The sequence below is a fragment of the Arthrobacter sp. UYEF3 genome (assembly GCF_040546245.1).
Taxonomy (GTDB): Bacteria; Actinomycetota; Actinomycetes; order Actinomycetales; family Micrococcaceae; genus Arthrobacter.
In genome coordinates this window covers 39,548-52,914 of the sequence record NZ_JBEPNK010000002.1, presented here as the reverse complement: position 1 = coordinate 52,914, position 13,367 = coordinate 39,548, and the positions used below count along the sequence as shown (strand labels likewise).

The 13,367-nt window shown below is 68.5% G+C and carries 16 protein-coding genes; 1 reads left to right on the top strand and 15 read right to left on the bottom strand.

All coding sequences use genetic code 11. The features are described 5' to 3' along the window. Positions 1 to 39: 39 nt before the first annotated feature. The 3 genes from ABIB14_RS01700 to ABIB14_RS01690 are packed head-to-tail and all read right to left on the bottom strand — an operon-like array spanning position 40 to position 1,967. Positions 40 to 867, bottom strand: a complete 828-nt coding sequence (locus tag ABIB14_RS01700; protein WP_354233608.1) for an OmpA/MotB family protein — start codon at positions 865 to 867, stop codon at positions 40 to 42. Continuing rightward, the gene (locus tag ABIB14_RS01695) at positions 864 to 1,676 is read right to left on the bottom strand and encodes a motility protein A (RefSeq protein ID WP_354233607.1); all 813 of its coding nucleotides are present in this window, start codon (positions 1,674 to 1,676) and stop codon (positions 864 to 866) included. Before ABIB14_RS01695 ends, ABIB14_RS01700 begins: the two co-directional genes overlap by 4 nt. A 3-nt stretch (positions 1,677 to 1,679) precedes the next feature. Beyond that, complete coding sequence (locus tag ABIB14_RS01690) at positions 1,680 to 1,967, bottom strand: flagellar FlbD family protein (RefSeq protein ID WP_354233606.1); 288 nt, start codon at positions 1,965 to 1,967, stop codon at positions 1,680 to 1,682. Between the two features lie 243 nt (positions 1,968 to 2,210). Between ABIB14_RS01690 and ABIB14_RS01685 the strand changes: the two genes are divergently transcribed. Then, complete coding sequence (locus ABIB14_RS01685) at positions 2,211 to 3,128, top strand: DUF559 domain-containing protein (RefSeq protein WP_354233605.1); 918 nt, start codon at positions 2,211 to 2,213, stop codon at positions 3,126 to 3,128. A gap of 104 nt (positions 3,129 to 3,232) precedes the next feature. On the opposite strand, the gene ABIB14_RS01680 is transcribed toward ABIB14_RS01685, so the two are convergent. The 12 genes from ABIB14_RS01680 to ABIB14_RS01625 are packed head-to-tail and all read right to left on the bottom strand — an operon-like array spanning position 3,233 to position 13,281. Next, on the bottom strand, positions 3,233 to 4,423 hold the full coding sequence (locus ABIB14_RS01680; RefSeq protein ID WP_354233604.1) for a flagellar hook protein FlgE: 1,191 nt from the start codon (positions 4,421 to 4,423) through the stop codon (positions 3,233 to 3,235). A 30-nt stretch (positions 4,424 to 4,453) separates the two neighbouring features. Next, the gene (locus ABIB14_RS01675) at positions 4,454 to 4,888 is read right to left on the bottom strand and encodes a flagellar hook assembly protein FlgD (protein ID WP_354233603.1); all 435 of its coding nucleotides are present in this window, start codon (positions 4,886 to 4,888) and stop codon (positions 4,454 to 4,456) included. An 18-nt stretch (positions 4,889 to 4,906) separates the two neighbouring features. Beyond that, positions 4,907 to 6,496: a flagellar hook-length control protein FliK gene (locus tag ABIB14_RS01670; RefSeq protein WP_354233602.1), complete on the bottom strand. Its 1,590-nt coding sequence runs from the start codon at positions 6,494 to 6,496 to the stop codon at positions 4,907 to 4,909. After that, on the bottom strand, positions 6,493 to 7,176 hold the full coding sequence (locus tag ABIB14_RS01665; RefSeq protein WP_354233836.1) for a C40 family peptidase: 684 nt from the start codon (positions 7,174 to 7,176) through the stop codon (positions 6,493 to 6,495). Before ABIB14_RS01665 ends, ABIB14_RS01670 begins: the two co-directional genes overlap by 4 nt. A 2-nt stretch (positions 7,177 to 7,178) precedes the next feature. Then, a complete protein-coding gene (locus ABIB14_RS01660; RefSeq protein ID WP_354233601.1) occupies positions 7,179 to 7,613 on the bottom strand; it encodes a flagellar FliJ family protein in 435 nt (144 codons plus the stop codon). Further along, positions 7,610 to 8,938 (bottom strand): FliI/YscN family ATPase, encoded by a 1,329-nt coding sequence (locus ABIB14_RS01655; protein ID WP_354233600.1) that lies wholly within the window; start codon positions 8,936 to 8,938, stop codon positions 7,610 to 7,612. The genes ABIB14_RS01660 and ABIB14_RS01655 overlap by 4 nt, the downstream gene beginning before the upstream one ends. Continuing rightward, on the bottom strand, positions 8,935 to 9,630 hold the full coding sequence (locus ABIB14_RS01650) for a FliH/SctL family protein (RefSeq protein ID WP_354233599.1): 696 nt from the start codon (positions 9,628 to 9,630) through the stop codon (positions 8,935 to 8,937). Before ABIB14_RS01650 ends, ABIB14_RS01655 begins: the two co-directional genes overlap by 4 nt. After that, positions 9,620 to 10,636 (bottom strand): flagellar motor switch protein FliG, encoded by a 1,017-nt coding sequence (gene fliG, locus ABIB14_RS01645; RefSeq protein WP_354233598.1) that lies wholly within the window; start codon positions 10,634 to 10,636, stop codon positions 9,620 to 9,622. Before fliG ends, ABIB14_RS01650 begins: the two co-directional genes overlap by 11 nt. After that, positions 10,633 to 12,243, bottom strand: coding sequence for a flagellar basal-body MS-ring/collar protein FliF (gene fliF / locus ABIB14_RS01640; RefSeq protein ID WP_354233597.1), 1,611 nt, complete (start codon positions 12,241 to 12,243; stop codon positions 10,633 to 10,635). Before fliF ends, fliG begins: the two co-directional genes overlap by 4 nt. Beyond that, the gene (fliE, locus tag ABIB14_RS01635) at positions 12,243 to 12,548 is read right to left on the bottom strand and encodes a flagellar hook-basal body complex protein FliE (protein ID WP_354233595.1); all 306 of its coding nucleotides are present in this window, start codon (positions 12,546 to 12,548) and stop codon (positions 12,243 to 12,245) included. The genes fliF and fliE overlap by 1 nt, the downstream gene beginning before the upstream one ends. Next, on the bottom strand, positions 12,548 to 12,940 hold the full coding sequence (locus tag ABIB14_RS01630) for a flagellar basal body rod protein FlgC (RefSeq protein WP_354233594.1): 393 nt from the start codon (positions 12,938 to 12,940) through the stop codon (positions 12,548 to 12,550). The genes fliE and ABIB14_RS01630 overlap by 1 nt, the downstream gene beginning before the upstream one ends. Beyond that, positions 12,940 to 13,281 carry a flagellar basal body rod protein FlgB gene (locus ABIB14_RS01625; protein WP_354233593.1) on the bottom strand — a complete coding sequence of 114 codons (342 nt, stop codon included), beginning with the start codon at positions 13,279 to 13,281 and terminating at the stop codon, positions 12,940 to 12,942. Before ABIB14_RS01625 ends, ABIB14_RS01630 begins: the two co-directional genes overlap by 1 nt. Positions 13,282 to 13,367 lie beyond the last annotated feature (86 nt).

Sequence of the window (13,367 nt, the reverse complement as noted above, 5' to 3'; positions counted from 1 at the left end):
TCAGCAATAATGCGGGCGATAGGCACCCGGCAACACAGCCTACTTCTGGCTGAGTTTCAGCACCTGGGGAATGAGGGCACGGACCACCTCGGGCTTGTCCGAAATCACCACGATATCCACCCGTCGGTTCAGCTCCATGAGCGCGGGGGTGGAATCGTCGTTGACCTGCCGGGCGGAGCCGAAAGCGATGGCCCCGATGGTTCCCGGCGGAATCCCGCCACGGTCCACCATGTACCGCAGCACGTTGACTGCCCGCGCCGAGGACAGCTCCCAGGTGGACGGGTAGGCAGTGACGCCGTTGGCCGCGTGGCCCTCCACCATGATTTCCAGGGCCGCAGGGCCGAGGATCGGCGAAATGACCTGCAGCACCTGGGAGGCACGCGCCGTGAGTTCGGGCCGGTCTGCTTCGAAGAAGGTCTGGGAGCCGACCAATTTGACCGTCAGCCCGCGCTGGTCAATCTGGAATTCGACGTTCTCGGTGAGGCCGGCAGCGGCGAGGCCGGCCCGCATCTTCGCCTCCAGGGCGCGCAGACGGTCAACTTCCTTCATGGCTTCCTCGATGGACGCCGGCGAGGATGTATTACCGGCCGTCTGGCTAGCCGCGAACGCCTCGAGGTTCTTGTCGACGAGTTCGGGCGGGACCACTGTCCCGGACGCCGTATCCACGGTCTCCGAGGCGACGGCGCCGAATCCGGTGGCGAGCGAGTTGCGCAGCTTCTCGAATTTGTTTGCGTCGACGGTGGACATCGCATAGAGGACGATAAACAGGCACATCAGCACCGTGACCATGTCCATGTAGGACGCCATCCAGCGTTCGTCGACGTGATGCGCTTCCGGCTTTTTGCGCGGGCGCCGCCTTGAACTCACGCGGCCGTGTCCAGGTTCTCCGGGTCCCCGCCGGCACTCTTGCCCCGTGAGGAGCTCTTAAGCTGGTGCTCCGGGACCATGGAACGCAGCCGCTCGGCCAGCAGCAGCGGCTGGGCGCCGGACTGCACCGCGAGCATCCCCTCCATCAGGAGTGTCCGGCGTTCGAGGTCCAGTTCGGACAGCCGCGCGAGGCGGCCGCTGAAAGGTAGCCAGATGAAGTTCGCAGACAACAGTCCCCAGAGTGTGGCGACGAACGCGGCGGCAATCATGTGCCCCAACTCATCCGGCTTGGACAGGTTTTCCAGGACGTGTGTCAGGGACACCACGGTCCCGACGATACCAACCGTGGGGGCGTAGCCGCCGAGGGAGGCGAAGAACTTCGAGTTGGAGTGGTCGGTGCGGGCCTTGGTGTCGATCTCGTCCTCCATTTGCATCCGGAGGTCTTCAGCATCGGTGCCGTCGGCGATGTTCTGCAGGGCCCGGGCAAGGAAGGGATCCTTGACGCTCGCGGCTTCCTCCTCGAGGGAGAGCAGCCCCTCGGCCCGGGCCTTTTCGGCGAAGCGGACCATCTGGTCGATGCTTTCCTGCGGCTTCGCCGTTTTGCCGATGAACATTGCCGGGACGGCTTTGAACGCCTGGATAACGTCCTTGAGAGTGTTGCCGGCAAGTCCGATAGCCAGGGTGGCCCCGAACACGAGGATCATGGGGGCTGGCAGCACCAGCGAGGAGAGGCTGCCACCTTCAAGCAGGACCATGGTGATGAGGGAGCCAAAGGCGAGGAGCAGTCCTATGACTGTTGCGGGATCCATGGCTTACTTCCTTGGTGGTTCAGGCGCGGACGAGCCGGCGTCGGCCTCCGGCCCGGCAGGCGGGACCAGGCTCAGGGGGTAGCCGGTGACCGCCGGTAAGTCCCGCGCCTTGCTCAGCACGTAAGCGCGGTAATCGGCGATCAGCTCAACCACCTCGGCAAGGCTTTCCAGCACCACGTAAGCGGCGCCGTCGAGCGTGACAAGGTGGGTGTCCGGGCTCTCGTGGATCCGTTCGATCAGGTCCGGATTGACCGCGAAGCGCGTTCCGTTGAGGCGTGTGACGACGATCATGGGCCGATTCTGCTCTGGGGAGTGCTCGGCTGTGCGGCCAAGCGGCGGGTATGGGTGTTCACTCCCTACTGTCGGCCGGCCCCGGGCTTTCGTTAGGCGCCGCCTGGCCCGGCCGTTGAGGCACCCGTTGCGCTATCACTCGTGGCCGCTAAGAGCGCCTTATGGCCGCCACGAGTGATAGCGCAACGGCAGGTTGTGGATAACCTCGGCAGCATCACGCCAGTTGCGGCAACAATGATCCGCATGAGAGCTCCCGCACCGTTGCCCTCCCATCTATCGGCTGCACCGTTCACCGTGCACGAGGCGAGAGCGGCTAGTCTCGGCCGGGCCCGGCTCCGAGCCTCCGATCTTGCCCCGGCCGGCCGCTTGATCTACCTTCCGACTGGCTGGGACTTTGAGATGAGGGGCCTGGCACGGGCACTCTCGGCCGCGACACCGGGCGGCTGGATCTCGCACCTTACCGCGGCGGTCATTCATGGCCTGTGGCTTCCGGCCTGGTTTCGCGAATGCAGGGAACTACACCTGAGCAAACCCAAGGCGCTGCCGCAGGTCCGACGAATAGGCGTGGTGGGGCACACCGTGCTGGTCTTCCCGGAGGAGGTAACGGTGCAGGACGGCATCCACATTTCGACTCCGGCCCGTACTTGGCTCGATCTCGCCCGCATCCTGCCTCTGGAAGGCCTCGTGGCCATGGGCGACCAGCTGGTGCGTCACCCACGGCCGGGTCTGGAGTTCCGAACCGAGCCCTGGACGACGCGCGAGGACCTGCGGACCATGCTCAAGCGTCACCCGAAGTTTCAGGGGATTGTGAAAGCACGGTACGCCGTCGAGCTGATCCGCGTCGGAGCAGACTCTGCACCGGAGACCTTCCTGCGGCTGGCGCTCACCGCCGCCGGGCTCCCGGAACCGGAGTTACAGCTGAGGCTGATGCCACGGGACCCATATTCGCCGGCCGCGGAACTTGGGTACCGCAAGCAGCGTATAGCCATCCAGTACGACGGCGCCCATCACCGCACGCCCGCACAGCAGTCCCGGGACAACCGCCGGGACGAAATCTTCAATGCTGCCGGATGGCGGTACTTCAAGTTCAACGCCGACGACCTGGCCGACGATTTCAGGGGCGCGGTGCGCAGGGTCCGCTTCGCCCTCCGCGCCGGTTGAGCCGGCCAATCCCCCGTTGCCCTATCACTCAGGGCTGGTTCGGCCGATTCTTGCCGGCCATGAGTGATAGGGCAACCTAGGGTGGAGCGCCGGCGGCTGTGTGTTTAGCGCTTGAGGTTGCCGAGCTCCTGCAGGACCTCATCCGAGGTGGTGATGATGCGGGCGTTGGCCTGGAAGCCTCGCTGGGCCACGATCAGGTTGGTAAACTCCTGGGAGAGGTCCACGTTGGACATTTCCAGTGAGCCGCCGGCCAGGGTGCCGATGCCCGGGGCGCCGGCCGCGCCCAGCTGAACGTTGCCGGAGTTGGCAGTGGCGACGTAGGAGGAGCCGCCGGCCTTCTCCAGGCCCGCCGGGTTGGTGAACTTGGCCAGCGCGATCTTCGCCAGGACCTGCTTGGTGCCGTTGCTAAAGGACCCGATCAGTGATCCGTCGTTGCCGAGAGTGAAGGACTCCAGTTTGCCAGCGGCAGAACCGTTCTGGCTGGCAACGGTCAGGGAGCTCATGGAGGCGTAACCGGAGACCTTTGAGAGATCAACTGTGATTGCGTTCGGGCTCGTGCCGATAACGAAGGGACCGCTGGGCGTGAGCGTACCGTCCGCCTGCTGCCCAAGGGTGATGCCGGCCGTGGCACCGTTGTCGTCGACGCCATTAGCACTCCAGCCGCCGGCGGCCTTGGCGAACGTAAGGGTCACCTTGCGCTCGGCGCCGGTGGCATCGTAGACCTTGACGACACGGTCAAACGGAGGGCTGGTGACGAGGGCGTCGCTGGGCAGGTTGCCGTCCAGCGTGACCTTGCTAGTGGCGTTGGCGATCATGGTGTTGGGGTTAAGCGTGATGTCCCCAATGGCCCCGGACTGGTCCACGCCGCCGCTCTGGTTGGCGGTCCAGCCCTGCAGGATGCCGCCGTCGGGGCTGACAAGCTGACTGGCGGCGTCGAACGTCATGGATCCGGCTCGGGTGAAGAGCTGCTGGCCGCCCTTGCTCGTGACGAAGAAGCCGTCGCCGGAGATCATCATGTCCGTGGCGCGGCCGGTGCTCTGCGAGGAGCCCTGGGCGAAGTTGGTGCTCACGCCCGCGACGCGGACGCCCAGGCCGATCTGCGCCGGGTTGCTGCCGCCGGTCTGACCCTGTGGCGCAGAGGCTCCCTGGGTCATCTGCGAGAGGGTGTCCTGGAACTGCGTGGTGGACGCCTTGAAGCCGGCGGTGTTGACGTTGGCGATGTTGTTGCCGGTGACATCCAGCATGGTCTGGTGGGCACGGAGGCCGGAGATTCCGGAGTACAGCGAGCGGAGCATGGGAACTGCCTTTCTTCGGGAGGAAACAGGTCAGGAAGCGGCCGGCGCGGTCAGGCCGGTGATGGAGTCGAGGGGAATGGAAAGGTCGCCGACCTTGACGGCCGGTACGGCGCCGGCGTAGGAGACGGAACTGGCGATGCCGGTGCCGGTGGTGCCGTCGGCGAGCGTGTAGCCGACGGAATGGCCGATCAGCTGGGCTGCGGCCGAGCGCATCTGGAGGGAGAATCCCTCCTTGCTGTTGGTGGTCAGCTCGGTCATTTTTTCCATCATGGACAGCTGGATGGTCTGGGCCATCATCTGATTCGTGTCCATCGGGGCGCTAGGATTCTGGTTCTTGAGCTGCGCGACGAGGAGGGTCATGAAAACGTTGGCGTCCATGGACTGCACGGGCGCCCGGACGGCAGCAGCCTGCTGGGCCGTCCCCGTGGCCGTGACCGGCTGGGGGACGATGGGCTGGATAGTCATGGGTCGGGTTCCTTCGTGTCAGACGAGAATGTCGAGGGTGGTTGAGGGGCCGTTCAGGATCCTGGCGGTGCGCAGCGAGGCTTCGTCTGCCAGAGCGTCCCAGCGGTGTCCGGGCCGTGGCGCGCCGGGCCCGCTCCGGCTGTCGGAGCCGGAACCGGCGCCGCTGCCGGCTTGGAAGCCGTCCCGACCGGTGTCCTGCCCCGGGTCCTGCCCCGGGTCCTGCCCCCGGTCCTGCCCCCGGCCGGGTGGGCCGTTGTGGTCCGAGACGTCGAGGCTGGCTCCGAAGCCGGAGTTCGCGAGTTCCTTGCGTAGTTCGGGCAGGATGCCGCGCAGGGCCTCCCGCCCGGTGTCGCCGGGGGCGAACAGTTCGATCCGCACACCGGCGCCATCGATGTGTGCGCGCACCGTCAGCGGGCCGAGGTCCTCCGGGGTGACTTTGAGGGTCATGATGTGCTGGCCGTGCGGCGCACCGGCGAGGGTAAAGAGCGGTTTGGCCAGCTGCGGCTGGAGCGCCGGCTGCGGCGCCGGGGCCGTGGCCTGGGGTGCCGCCGCGGTCTGGGCCGGCGCGGCCGATGGAGGTGCCGCCGCGGAACCCGCGACGGCGGCCGCGGCCAGACCGTCTACAGACCCGGAAACGCCAGGCGCGGCAGTGACTGGAAGGCTGTCCGCGGGAGCGGCCGTTGCCCGGCACGAAAGCCCGCCCGGCTGGTCGACGGCTCCGGCGATGGCTGCCGCCGCGGCTCCGGCCGGCGCCGGCGTCGCGGTCGGAGCAGAGACTGTCGGAAGCACCGTTGCCGCAGCGGCGGCTGGGTCCTGGACTCCCGCGGAGGTAGCAGGAGTCTGACCTTGAACGACGGCGGAAACGGGGCCCGGCGCCGGCAAGGTAGCCGGTCGGCCACCTTGACCACCGAAACTCTGGCCACCAGCGGCCTGTCCGTCGGCAGTTGGGAACACGACGGCGCCCGGAAGCGGTCCGTCCGGCGCCGCAGCGCTACCGGCCGCGGCCGTGGTTCCCGGTTCCTGGCCGGCAGCGGGAACGTCGGGCACGGCCAGCGCGGCGACAGCGGTAACGCCGACTGTCGGGACGGCGGTGGTGGTGGCTTGAAGCGCCAGACGCGGACCCGCCAAGGGCTGGGTAGAACCACCAATGGCCTGAGCGCCCGCGGGCAGCGCCACGGGAGCCTGGATTGGATCCGCGGTGGCGGCTGGCCCCGCGGCCGGGGCCGGCTGGATCCCCGCCGCGAACTGCGCCGAGGCAGCCAGGATGCCTGCGTGGGCGGCCGGGGCGTCGGTTGCCGGGGCTTCGGTTGCCGCGGCGGAGGCGCCGTCCGGCAGGCTCGCGGAGGCAGTCGCCTGCGTCCCGGCGCCGGCCTCGCGCTTTTTGGAGTGGCCGGCTTCGCCGCGAACCGAAGCGGCGGAGCCTGGAACTTTGGACCTTGGCGCAGCTGAGGCCGCCTCGTTGCTCACGGCGTCGTTCAGCGCGGTCCCGAAGCCCTTGGACGCCCCGGCCTCGGAACGGCCACGGCTGTCCTGCAGCGCGCCACGCGCGCCACGGGCCGGCGCCGGCGCGAGCGCCGAGGCCAGGTCCATCGAAGCCATGCCCTTCATGAGGAGCCTCCGGCCGGGACGATCCGCCGGATGGAGGTCAGGTTGGACTGCTGCTCCCAGGCGTCGCGGATCTGGATGGTCTTGCCCGGTACGGGGGCGTCGATCGCTTTGCCGTTGCCGAGGTAGATGGAGATGTGGTTACCGCCGAAGCTGACCAGCAGGTCGCCGGGCTTGGCCTCGGCGAGGGATGCCACCGGGGTCCCCTGCTTCATCTGGTCGCTGACGACGCGGGGAAGTTCGATGCCAAGGTCTTTGAAGACCCGTTGCGTGAAGCCGGAGCAGTCCATCCCGGTGGCCGGGTTGGTGCCGCCCCAAACATACGGCACCCCGATGTACTTCTTGGCCATGGCCACCACGTCAGTGCCGGTCGCGGCACCTGCCTTGACCGATCCCGCGGCCGGCGCTGTGAGGCCGCTGAGCGCACCCGGTCCCGTTGCGCCGCGTAGCCCCAGGCCGCTGACCAGCGAGGACGCGTCGGTTCCGGAGGAGGCGCTGCTCCCGCCCAGCGCCGCGGTCAGCGCATCGGTGAACGAGCCGGCGTCGCCGGTCCCCGTCCCGGTGGCAAGGGCCGCGGCAGCGGCGGACTTGAGCGCCGCGGTATTGGTCTCGGCCGTCGTGGTGCGGGTGAGCTCAGCGATCATTGATTGGATGCCCTGCATGCGGCCCAGGGCCTCGGTCATGCTCACGAGCGCACCTGCTGTTCGTCCCGGTGCCAGATCGTCGAGGCGATCTCGTCCAGCGCAGACTGTTCGGCGCGCAGCTGCGCGGTGTTGACCTCGGAGTCGTGCCGGGCCTGCAACTTTTCGAGCCCAACGGAGCGGGTGCGGGCCGCGATAAATTCCTCCCGCGCGGCCCCTTCGTCGAGCTCGGCGACGCGGGAGAGGTTCTGCAGGTCCGCCAGCATGCTGTGGGACGCCGACCGGGACGCGGCGACGGCGCGCAACGACGCCGAGCTGACGATGTCCTCGTCGTTGGCGGCCAACTGGCGGCGGGCGGAGGCCTCCCGGGCGCGGACTGAGCTGGACCGGGAGCGGGCGCGGGCCAGCCCGGTGGCGGCCTGGTCCTGCTGGATCTGGCGGAGGCGGAGCAGCCCCGCAAGCGAAAATTCCCGGTTCATGCCGCGGCTCCCAGGATTGAGGTGAGGTGGCCCAGCTGGCGCCAGGACTCGGGGTGGGGGGTGGATTCGTCCATCGGCTGCTGCAGGAATCCGCTGACGGAGTCCTCGTGCGCCAGTGCGGCGTCCACCAGCGGGTTGGTCCCGGCCTGGTAGGCGCCGACGTCGATCAGGTCTTGGGCGGCCTTGCGGGCCGCGAGGACCCGGCGCAGCGCGGAGGCCGCCTCGAGGTGGGGGCGGGCGTTGACTTTGGAGGCTACGCGCGAGATCGAACCGAGGACGTCCACCGAGGGAAAGTGCCCGGTCACGGCGAGCTTCCGGTCCAGCACCACGTGACCGTCAAGGATGGACCGGGCAGCGTCGGCGATCGGTTCGTTGTGGTCGTCGCCATCCACCAGCACGGTGTAGATGCCGGTCACCGAGCCGGTTTCTGCTGTACCGGCGCGCTCCAGCAACCGTGCGAGGACGGAAAAGGTCGACGGCGGGTAGCCGCGGGTGGCGGGCGGCTCGCCGGCGGAGAGGCCGATTTCGCGCTGGGCCATGGCCACGCGGGTCAGCGAATCCATCATGAGCACGACGTCCTGGCCCTGGTCCCGAAAGGATTCGGCGATGCGGGTGGCCGTGAACGCGGCGCGCATGCGCATCAGCGCCGGCTCGTCGGAGGTGGCGACGACGACGACCGAGCGGGCCAGGCCGGCCGGGCCGAGGTCGTCCTCCAGGAATTCGCGCACTTCACGGCCGCGCTCCCCCACGAGGGCGATCACCGAGACCTCGGCGTCGGTGCCGCGGGCGATCATGGACAGCAGGGAAGACTTGCCGACGCCGGAGCCGGCGAAGAGACCCATCCGCTGGCCCTTGCCCAGGGTGGTCATGGTGTCCAGGACGCGGACGCCGGTCTGCAGGGCGGTGTCGATGCGGGCGCGCTTCATGGCGTTGGGGGCTTCGTTGTCGATCGGAACGCGGGGGCCGCTGAGCAGCGGGCCCTTGCCGTCAATCGGCCGGCCGAGGCCGTCGAGGACGCGCCCGAAGAGTCCGGCGCCGGTAGGGACCAGCACGGTCCCGCCCTTGGCGCGGACCGGGTCGCCGGCGGCGACGCCCGCCAGTCGTCCCAGCGGCATGCACCGCACGGCGCCGTCCAGGGCCGCCACCACTTCGGCGTCGAGCCCGGGGTTCTCCCCCACGGTGACCAGGTCACCGAGGGCGCAGTCAAGGCCGGACACTTCAAGGCCCAGGCCCATCACGGAGGTGACGGTGCCCACCCGCTGTGGCGCGGCCGCGGCGAGGGCGGCGGCGAAGTCCTCGCTTTTGGGGCGCCAGGGGGCCATCATGGCTGACCGCCGGAAAGTTCGTTCGTGGCGTTGGAAGCCCACTGCTGGTCCCCCAGCAGGGCCGTCCTGGCCCGGGCCAGGGCACTCCCGAGGCTGGCGTCGAGCCAGCCCTGCTGGTACTCCACCTTCGCGTCGCCGCGCTGCAGGGACGGATCGGCGAGCAGCGGCAGCCCGGCCGGCAGGTCCTGGCCTTCCTTGGCGAGCACGTCAATGTCGGCCGGGTGCAGGCGGATGGCCAGTACGGTGGCGGCGTCGTTCCCGGACAGGGCGCGGTCCAGGGCGGCGCGGGCCGTCCGGGTCCCCGCGGCGAGTTCGTAGCCGAGGATGGCTTCGGCAAGCTCCAGCGCGATGCGGGCCAGGACCTCTTCGGCGTCCTGGAGCGCCTGGACGTTGCGGTGCGCGAAGTCGGTGCGGGCCACGGCGAGGGCGCGGACGGCGCGGTCCAGGTCCTGCTGTCCGGCAGCGAGGGCGGCAGCCTGTTCGGCCGCCATCCGGTCGCGCCAGCGCCGTTGTTCCTTGGCGGCGGCGCGGACCCCGGCGGCGTAGCCGGCGGCGTGGCCTTCGGTGTAGCCGGCCTGTTCGCTGGCGGGTCCACCGGAACGCAGCGAGGGGAAGATGATCCGGGCGGGGGCGCTGCCGGCGGCGGATCCGGCGGTAGCGGCCCGGTTTGTGAAAGCACCGTCAGTAGACATAGTCTTCTTCGTCGCCGCGGTGGATGGTGATCGCGCCTTCGGCGTCGAGTTCGCGGATGGAGCGGACGACGGCGGCCCGGGCCTCCTCGATCTGCGAGGCGCGCAGCGGTCCGAGCGCGGCCATCTCGGATTCGAGGATCTCGAGGTTGCGGCCGGACACGTTGGTGGTGACGGTTTCCAGGACCTGCTCCGAGGCGCCCTTCATGGCCACCGCCAGGACGGAGGCGTCCAGGCCGCGGAGCACCAGCTGCACGTCGCGGCGTTCCAGCTTGACGATGTCGTCGAACGTCACCATTTGGGCGCGGATTTCCACCGCGAGGTCCGGATCGAGCAGGTCCAGGCCGTCCAGGACGGAACGTTCGGTGCCGGCGTCGGTCCGGTTGATGATTTCGAGCAGCGGCTGGATGCCGCCCACCACCTTGGAGGCCTGCTGCGAGACGGCCGCGCCGCCGCGCAGCTTGAGCGTGTCCGCCACGATGCCGATGGCTTCGGGCGCACCCGAACCCATCGTGGCGATGCTCAGGGCGACGTCGGCCCGGAGCGAGCCGGGCAGCCCGGACATCACGGCCGAGGCCTTGCGGGGGCTGAGGTGGGCCAGCACCAGGGCGATGGTCTGCGGAAGTTCGCCGTCGATCAGTGCAAGGATCTGCACCGGCTCGATGTCCTCGAGGAATTCGAAGGACTTGCCGGCCATGTTGACGGTCAGCCGGTTGATCAGGCCGGCGGCTTTTTCCGAGCCGAAGGACGCCTCGAGCAGGCCTTCGGCGAGTTCCCGGCCACCGCGGGCCTGCCGCGGGCTGCTCAGGGCGGCCTCGTGGAAGTCCTTCATGATCTGCTCGGCAACCGCGGGATCCACCTTGCGCAGCCGAACAATCTCGGCGGCGATTTCCTCCGCCTCGGTGTCCGTGAATTGTGCCATTACCTGCGCCGCGTTGGGCGGGCTCATCTGCATCAGGATGATGGCGGCGCGCTGGGTGCCGGTGAGGGTCGAGTCGGCGAGTTTCATGCGGGCTGCCTGTCATCCATCAGGCCGCGGAGGTAATCGGCGGCCTTCTCCGGGTTCGCGGCGACCATGTTGTCGATCTCCTGCATCCGCCGTTCGGCTTCGAGCACTTCCATCGGCGGGGCCGGGAGCGGCTGCAGCGGCAGCGCGGTCAGCGGGATGGCCGACGTCGCGGGGGCCGGGTCAAAGGCCGTGACGGCGGGCAGCGGCGGCAGCAGGTCCAGGCGTTCGCCGAGGTCCACGGGTTCGCGCTTCTGCCGGCGGCGCAGGATGACGATCACGATCAGCGCGAGGATCAGCAGCCCCAGCAGGATGCTGCCGGCGGTGACCAGGGTCCCGAAGAACGCGGCCTGCTTCTGCGCCTCGATCTCGGCCTTGGCGGCGTCGAGGGAGGCGTTCGCCTGGTCCGCGGCGGCGGTGCTGAACGGGATCACCTCGACGGTGACGACGTCGCCTCTGGCCTTGTCGATGCCGGCGGCGGAGGTGACCAGCGCGGTCAGCGAGCCGAGGTTCAGCCCGCCGGCGGCGGACTGGCTGACCGCCACCGAAATGGTCTGGCGCTTGATGGCGCCCGGCGGGATCACGCGGTCTTCGGTGACCTTGTTGACGGCGTTGTTCTTGGTTGCCGTCGTGGAGTCGAAGTTGCCGTTGCCGCTGGTGCCGCCGGGGACGGCGATGTTGTCCGGTCCGAGGACGCCGGCGGCTCCTCCCCCGGTGCCGGTGTACTTTTCCGACTTGGCAGATTCGCTCAGCGGCAGCGCACCGGGGGTGTTGGAAAACGTTTCGCTCTTCTGCTGGGCAGATTCGCCGGTAACATCCGCGGCGACCGCCACGGTGGAGTTGCCGGGGCCCACCACGCGGTCCAGGACGGCTCGGACGGCGTCGCCGGTGCGCTGCTGGTAGTCGGTGGCCTGCTTGGAGGACGATCCTGCGGCGCCGCCCCCTACCGTGGACAGGACGTTGCCCTGCGCGTCGACCACCGAGACGTTGGCAGGCTTGAGGTTCTCGATCGCGGCGGAGGTCAGGTGCACAATGGCCTGGACCTTGTCACCGGACAGGGTGACGCCGGGGGCGGTTTCGATGAATACGGAGGCGGTGGTGTCCGGGGTTTTGGAGACGAAGACGGTTTTTTCCGGGATCGCGAGCCGGACGGCCGCGGTCTTCACGCCCTCCATCGCGCCGATGGTGCTGGCCAGTTCACCCTCGAGAGCGCGCTTGTAGGTGACGGATTGCTGGAACTCGGAGGAGGTGACGCCCATCTTGTCCAGCAGCGAGTAGCCGGTGGCTGCGGCACTCGGGAGCCCGGCTGCGGCGGCCTTGAGCCGCTCGTCGTACACCTTCTCCTCGGGCACCAGGATGGTGGCGCCGCCGTCGCTGAGCTGGTATGGCACGTTGTCCTTGCGCAACTGCTCCACGATGCCGTTCGCGTCGGTGTTCTTGAGGCCGGAAAACAGCGGCGTCATGGTGGGCTTGGACAGCCAGGCCGACAGCGCGACGATGCCGACCACCAGTAGGGCGGCGCCAATGACGGCCAGGGTGCGCTGGCCGGTGTTGAACCCTTTGAGGCCGCCGCCCAGACGTTGGAAGAAGCCTGTAATCTGCGGAGGCATCAGGCCTGCATCCTCATGATCTCGTTGAACGCGTCAACGCCCTTGTTGCGCACGGTGGCCACGAGTTCGAGCGTGATTTGCGCCCGGCTGGCCGCGATGGTGGCGTTGTGGATGTCGTCCAGGTTGCCGGTAACGGCGGACACGGCAAGCTCCTTCGACGTCGAATGCAGCTGCTGGAGGTTATCCACGGCGCCGGTGAGGGAAGATGCGAAGCCGCTACCGTCGGTCCCGGCTACGGATGCGGCGCCGGAGAGGTAGTCCGTGGGAACGACGCCCTGTACCGGTGCGATCGGGGAAACGGGCATCAGGATCTTCCAATCTCAAGGGCGGCGAGGTAGGTCTCACGGGCGCGGTCAACCACCTGGGCATTGGCCTGGTAGCCGCGCTGGGCAATGATCAGGGACCCCATCTGCTCGGCCATGTCGATGTCCGGGTATTTCACGTTGCCGTTGGCGTCGGCCAGGGGGTGGTCCGGCTGGTAGACGATCCGGCCTTTGGCGTCACCGAGGGGGGTGCCCTTGACGTACACGCCGGTCTCCCCTGCGCCCGCGGTGGCTTCGACGTACTTAGCGCGGAACGCGGGGCCGGACGTGGCCGAGGCGTTGTTCATGTTGGCGAGGTTGTCCGAGACGGCGTCGAGCCACTTCCGGTGCACGGTGAGGGCGGAGCCGGCAATGCCGATCGCGTCGAAGGTCATTAGTTGGTCCTCATCGCGGCGCGGACGGCAGTGAATTCCCCGCCGATGGCGCGGGCGGCGAACTGGAAACGCAGTACCGTATCGATGTTGGACAGGGTCTCGGTATCCAAGTTGACGTTGTTGCCGTTGAGCTGGCTGGGCTCGAGCGACGTCGCTGTCGTGGCTTCGGTGCGGCCGTCACCGGACTGAACCGACGCGGCAAGGGCAGCTTCGAAGCTGACGCGCTGGGCGTGGTAGTTCGGGGTGTTGACGTTCGCGATGTTGTTCGCGATGGCGCGTTGGCGCAGGGCCAGACCGTCCATAGCGCTGGCCAGCGCTGTCGAAGTCACGGATTCGAGCACAGAGTCCTGCCTGGGGAATTGTGGGGTGGCCGATCCGTGGCCGGTAAACGAGCGATCCGTGCTCCAACTGTGGCTATCGGCACTGG

Bases quoted from the DNA above. Each gene is read 5' to 3' on its own strand.
- fliG (WP_354233598.1), bottom strand. From the start codon at position 10,636: ATGAAACTCGCCGACTCGACCCTCACCGGCACCCAGCGCGCCGCCATC.
- ABIB14_RS01650 (WP_354233599.1), bottom strand. From the start codon at position 9,630: ATGTCTACTGACGGTGCTTTCACAAACCGGGCCGCTACCGCCGGATCC.
- ABIB14_RS01660 (WP_354233601.1), bottom strand. From the start codon at position 7,613: ATGAACCGGGAATTTTCGCTTGCGGGGCTGCTCCGCCTCCGCCAGATC.
- ABIB14_RS01685 (WP_354233605.1), top strand. From the start codon at position 2,211: ATGAGAGCTCCCGCACCGTTGCCCTCCCATCTATCGGCTGCACCGTTC.
- ABIB14_RS01675 (WP_354233603.1), bottom strand. From the start codon at position 4,888: ATGACTATCCAGCCCATCGTCCCCCAGCCGGTCACGGCCACGGGGACG.
- ABIB14_RS01655 (WP_354233600.1), bottom strand. From the start codon at position 8,938: ATGATGGCCCCCTGGCGCCCCAAAAGCGAGGACTTCGCCGCCGCCCTC.
- fliE (WP_354233595.1), bottom strand. From the start codon at position 12,548: ATGCCCGTTTCCCCGATCGCACCGGTACAGGGCGTCGTTCCCACGGAC.
- ABIB14_RS01665 (WP_354233836.1), bottom strand. From the start codon at position 7,176: ATGACCGAGGCCCTGGGCCGCATGCAGGGCATCCAATCAATGATCGCT.
- ABIB14_RS01690 (WP_354233606.1), bottom strand. From the start codon at position 1,967: ATGATCGTCGTCACACGCCTCAACGGAACGCGCTTCGCGGTCAATCCG.
- ABIB14_RS01680 (WP_354233604.1), bottom strand. From the start codon at position 4,423: ATGCTCCGCTCGCTGTACTCCGGAATCTCCGGCCTCCGTGCCCACCAG.
- ABIB14_RS01695 (WP_354233607.1), bottom strand. From the start codon at position 1,676: ATGGATCCCGCAACAGTCATAGGACTGCTCCTCGCCTTTGGCTCCCTC.
- ABIB14_RS01630 (WP_354233594.1), bottom strand. From the start codon at position 12,940: ATGACCTTCGACGCGATCGGCATTGCCGGCTCCGCCCTCACCGTGCAC.
- fliF (WP_354233597.1), bottom strand. From the start codon at position 12,243: ATGCCTCCGCAGATTACAGGCTTCTTCCAACGTCTGGGCGGCGGCCTC.
- ABIB14_RS01670 (WP_354233602.1), bottom strand. From the start codon at position 6,496: ATGAAGGGCATGGCTTCGATGGACCTGGCCTCGGCGCTCGCGCCGGCG.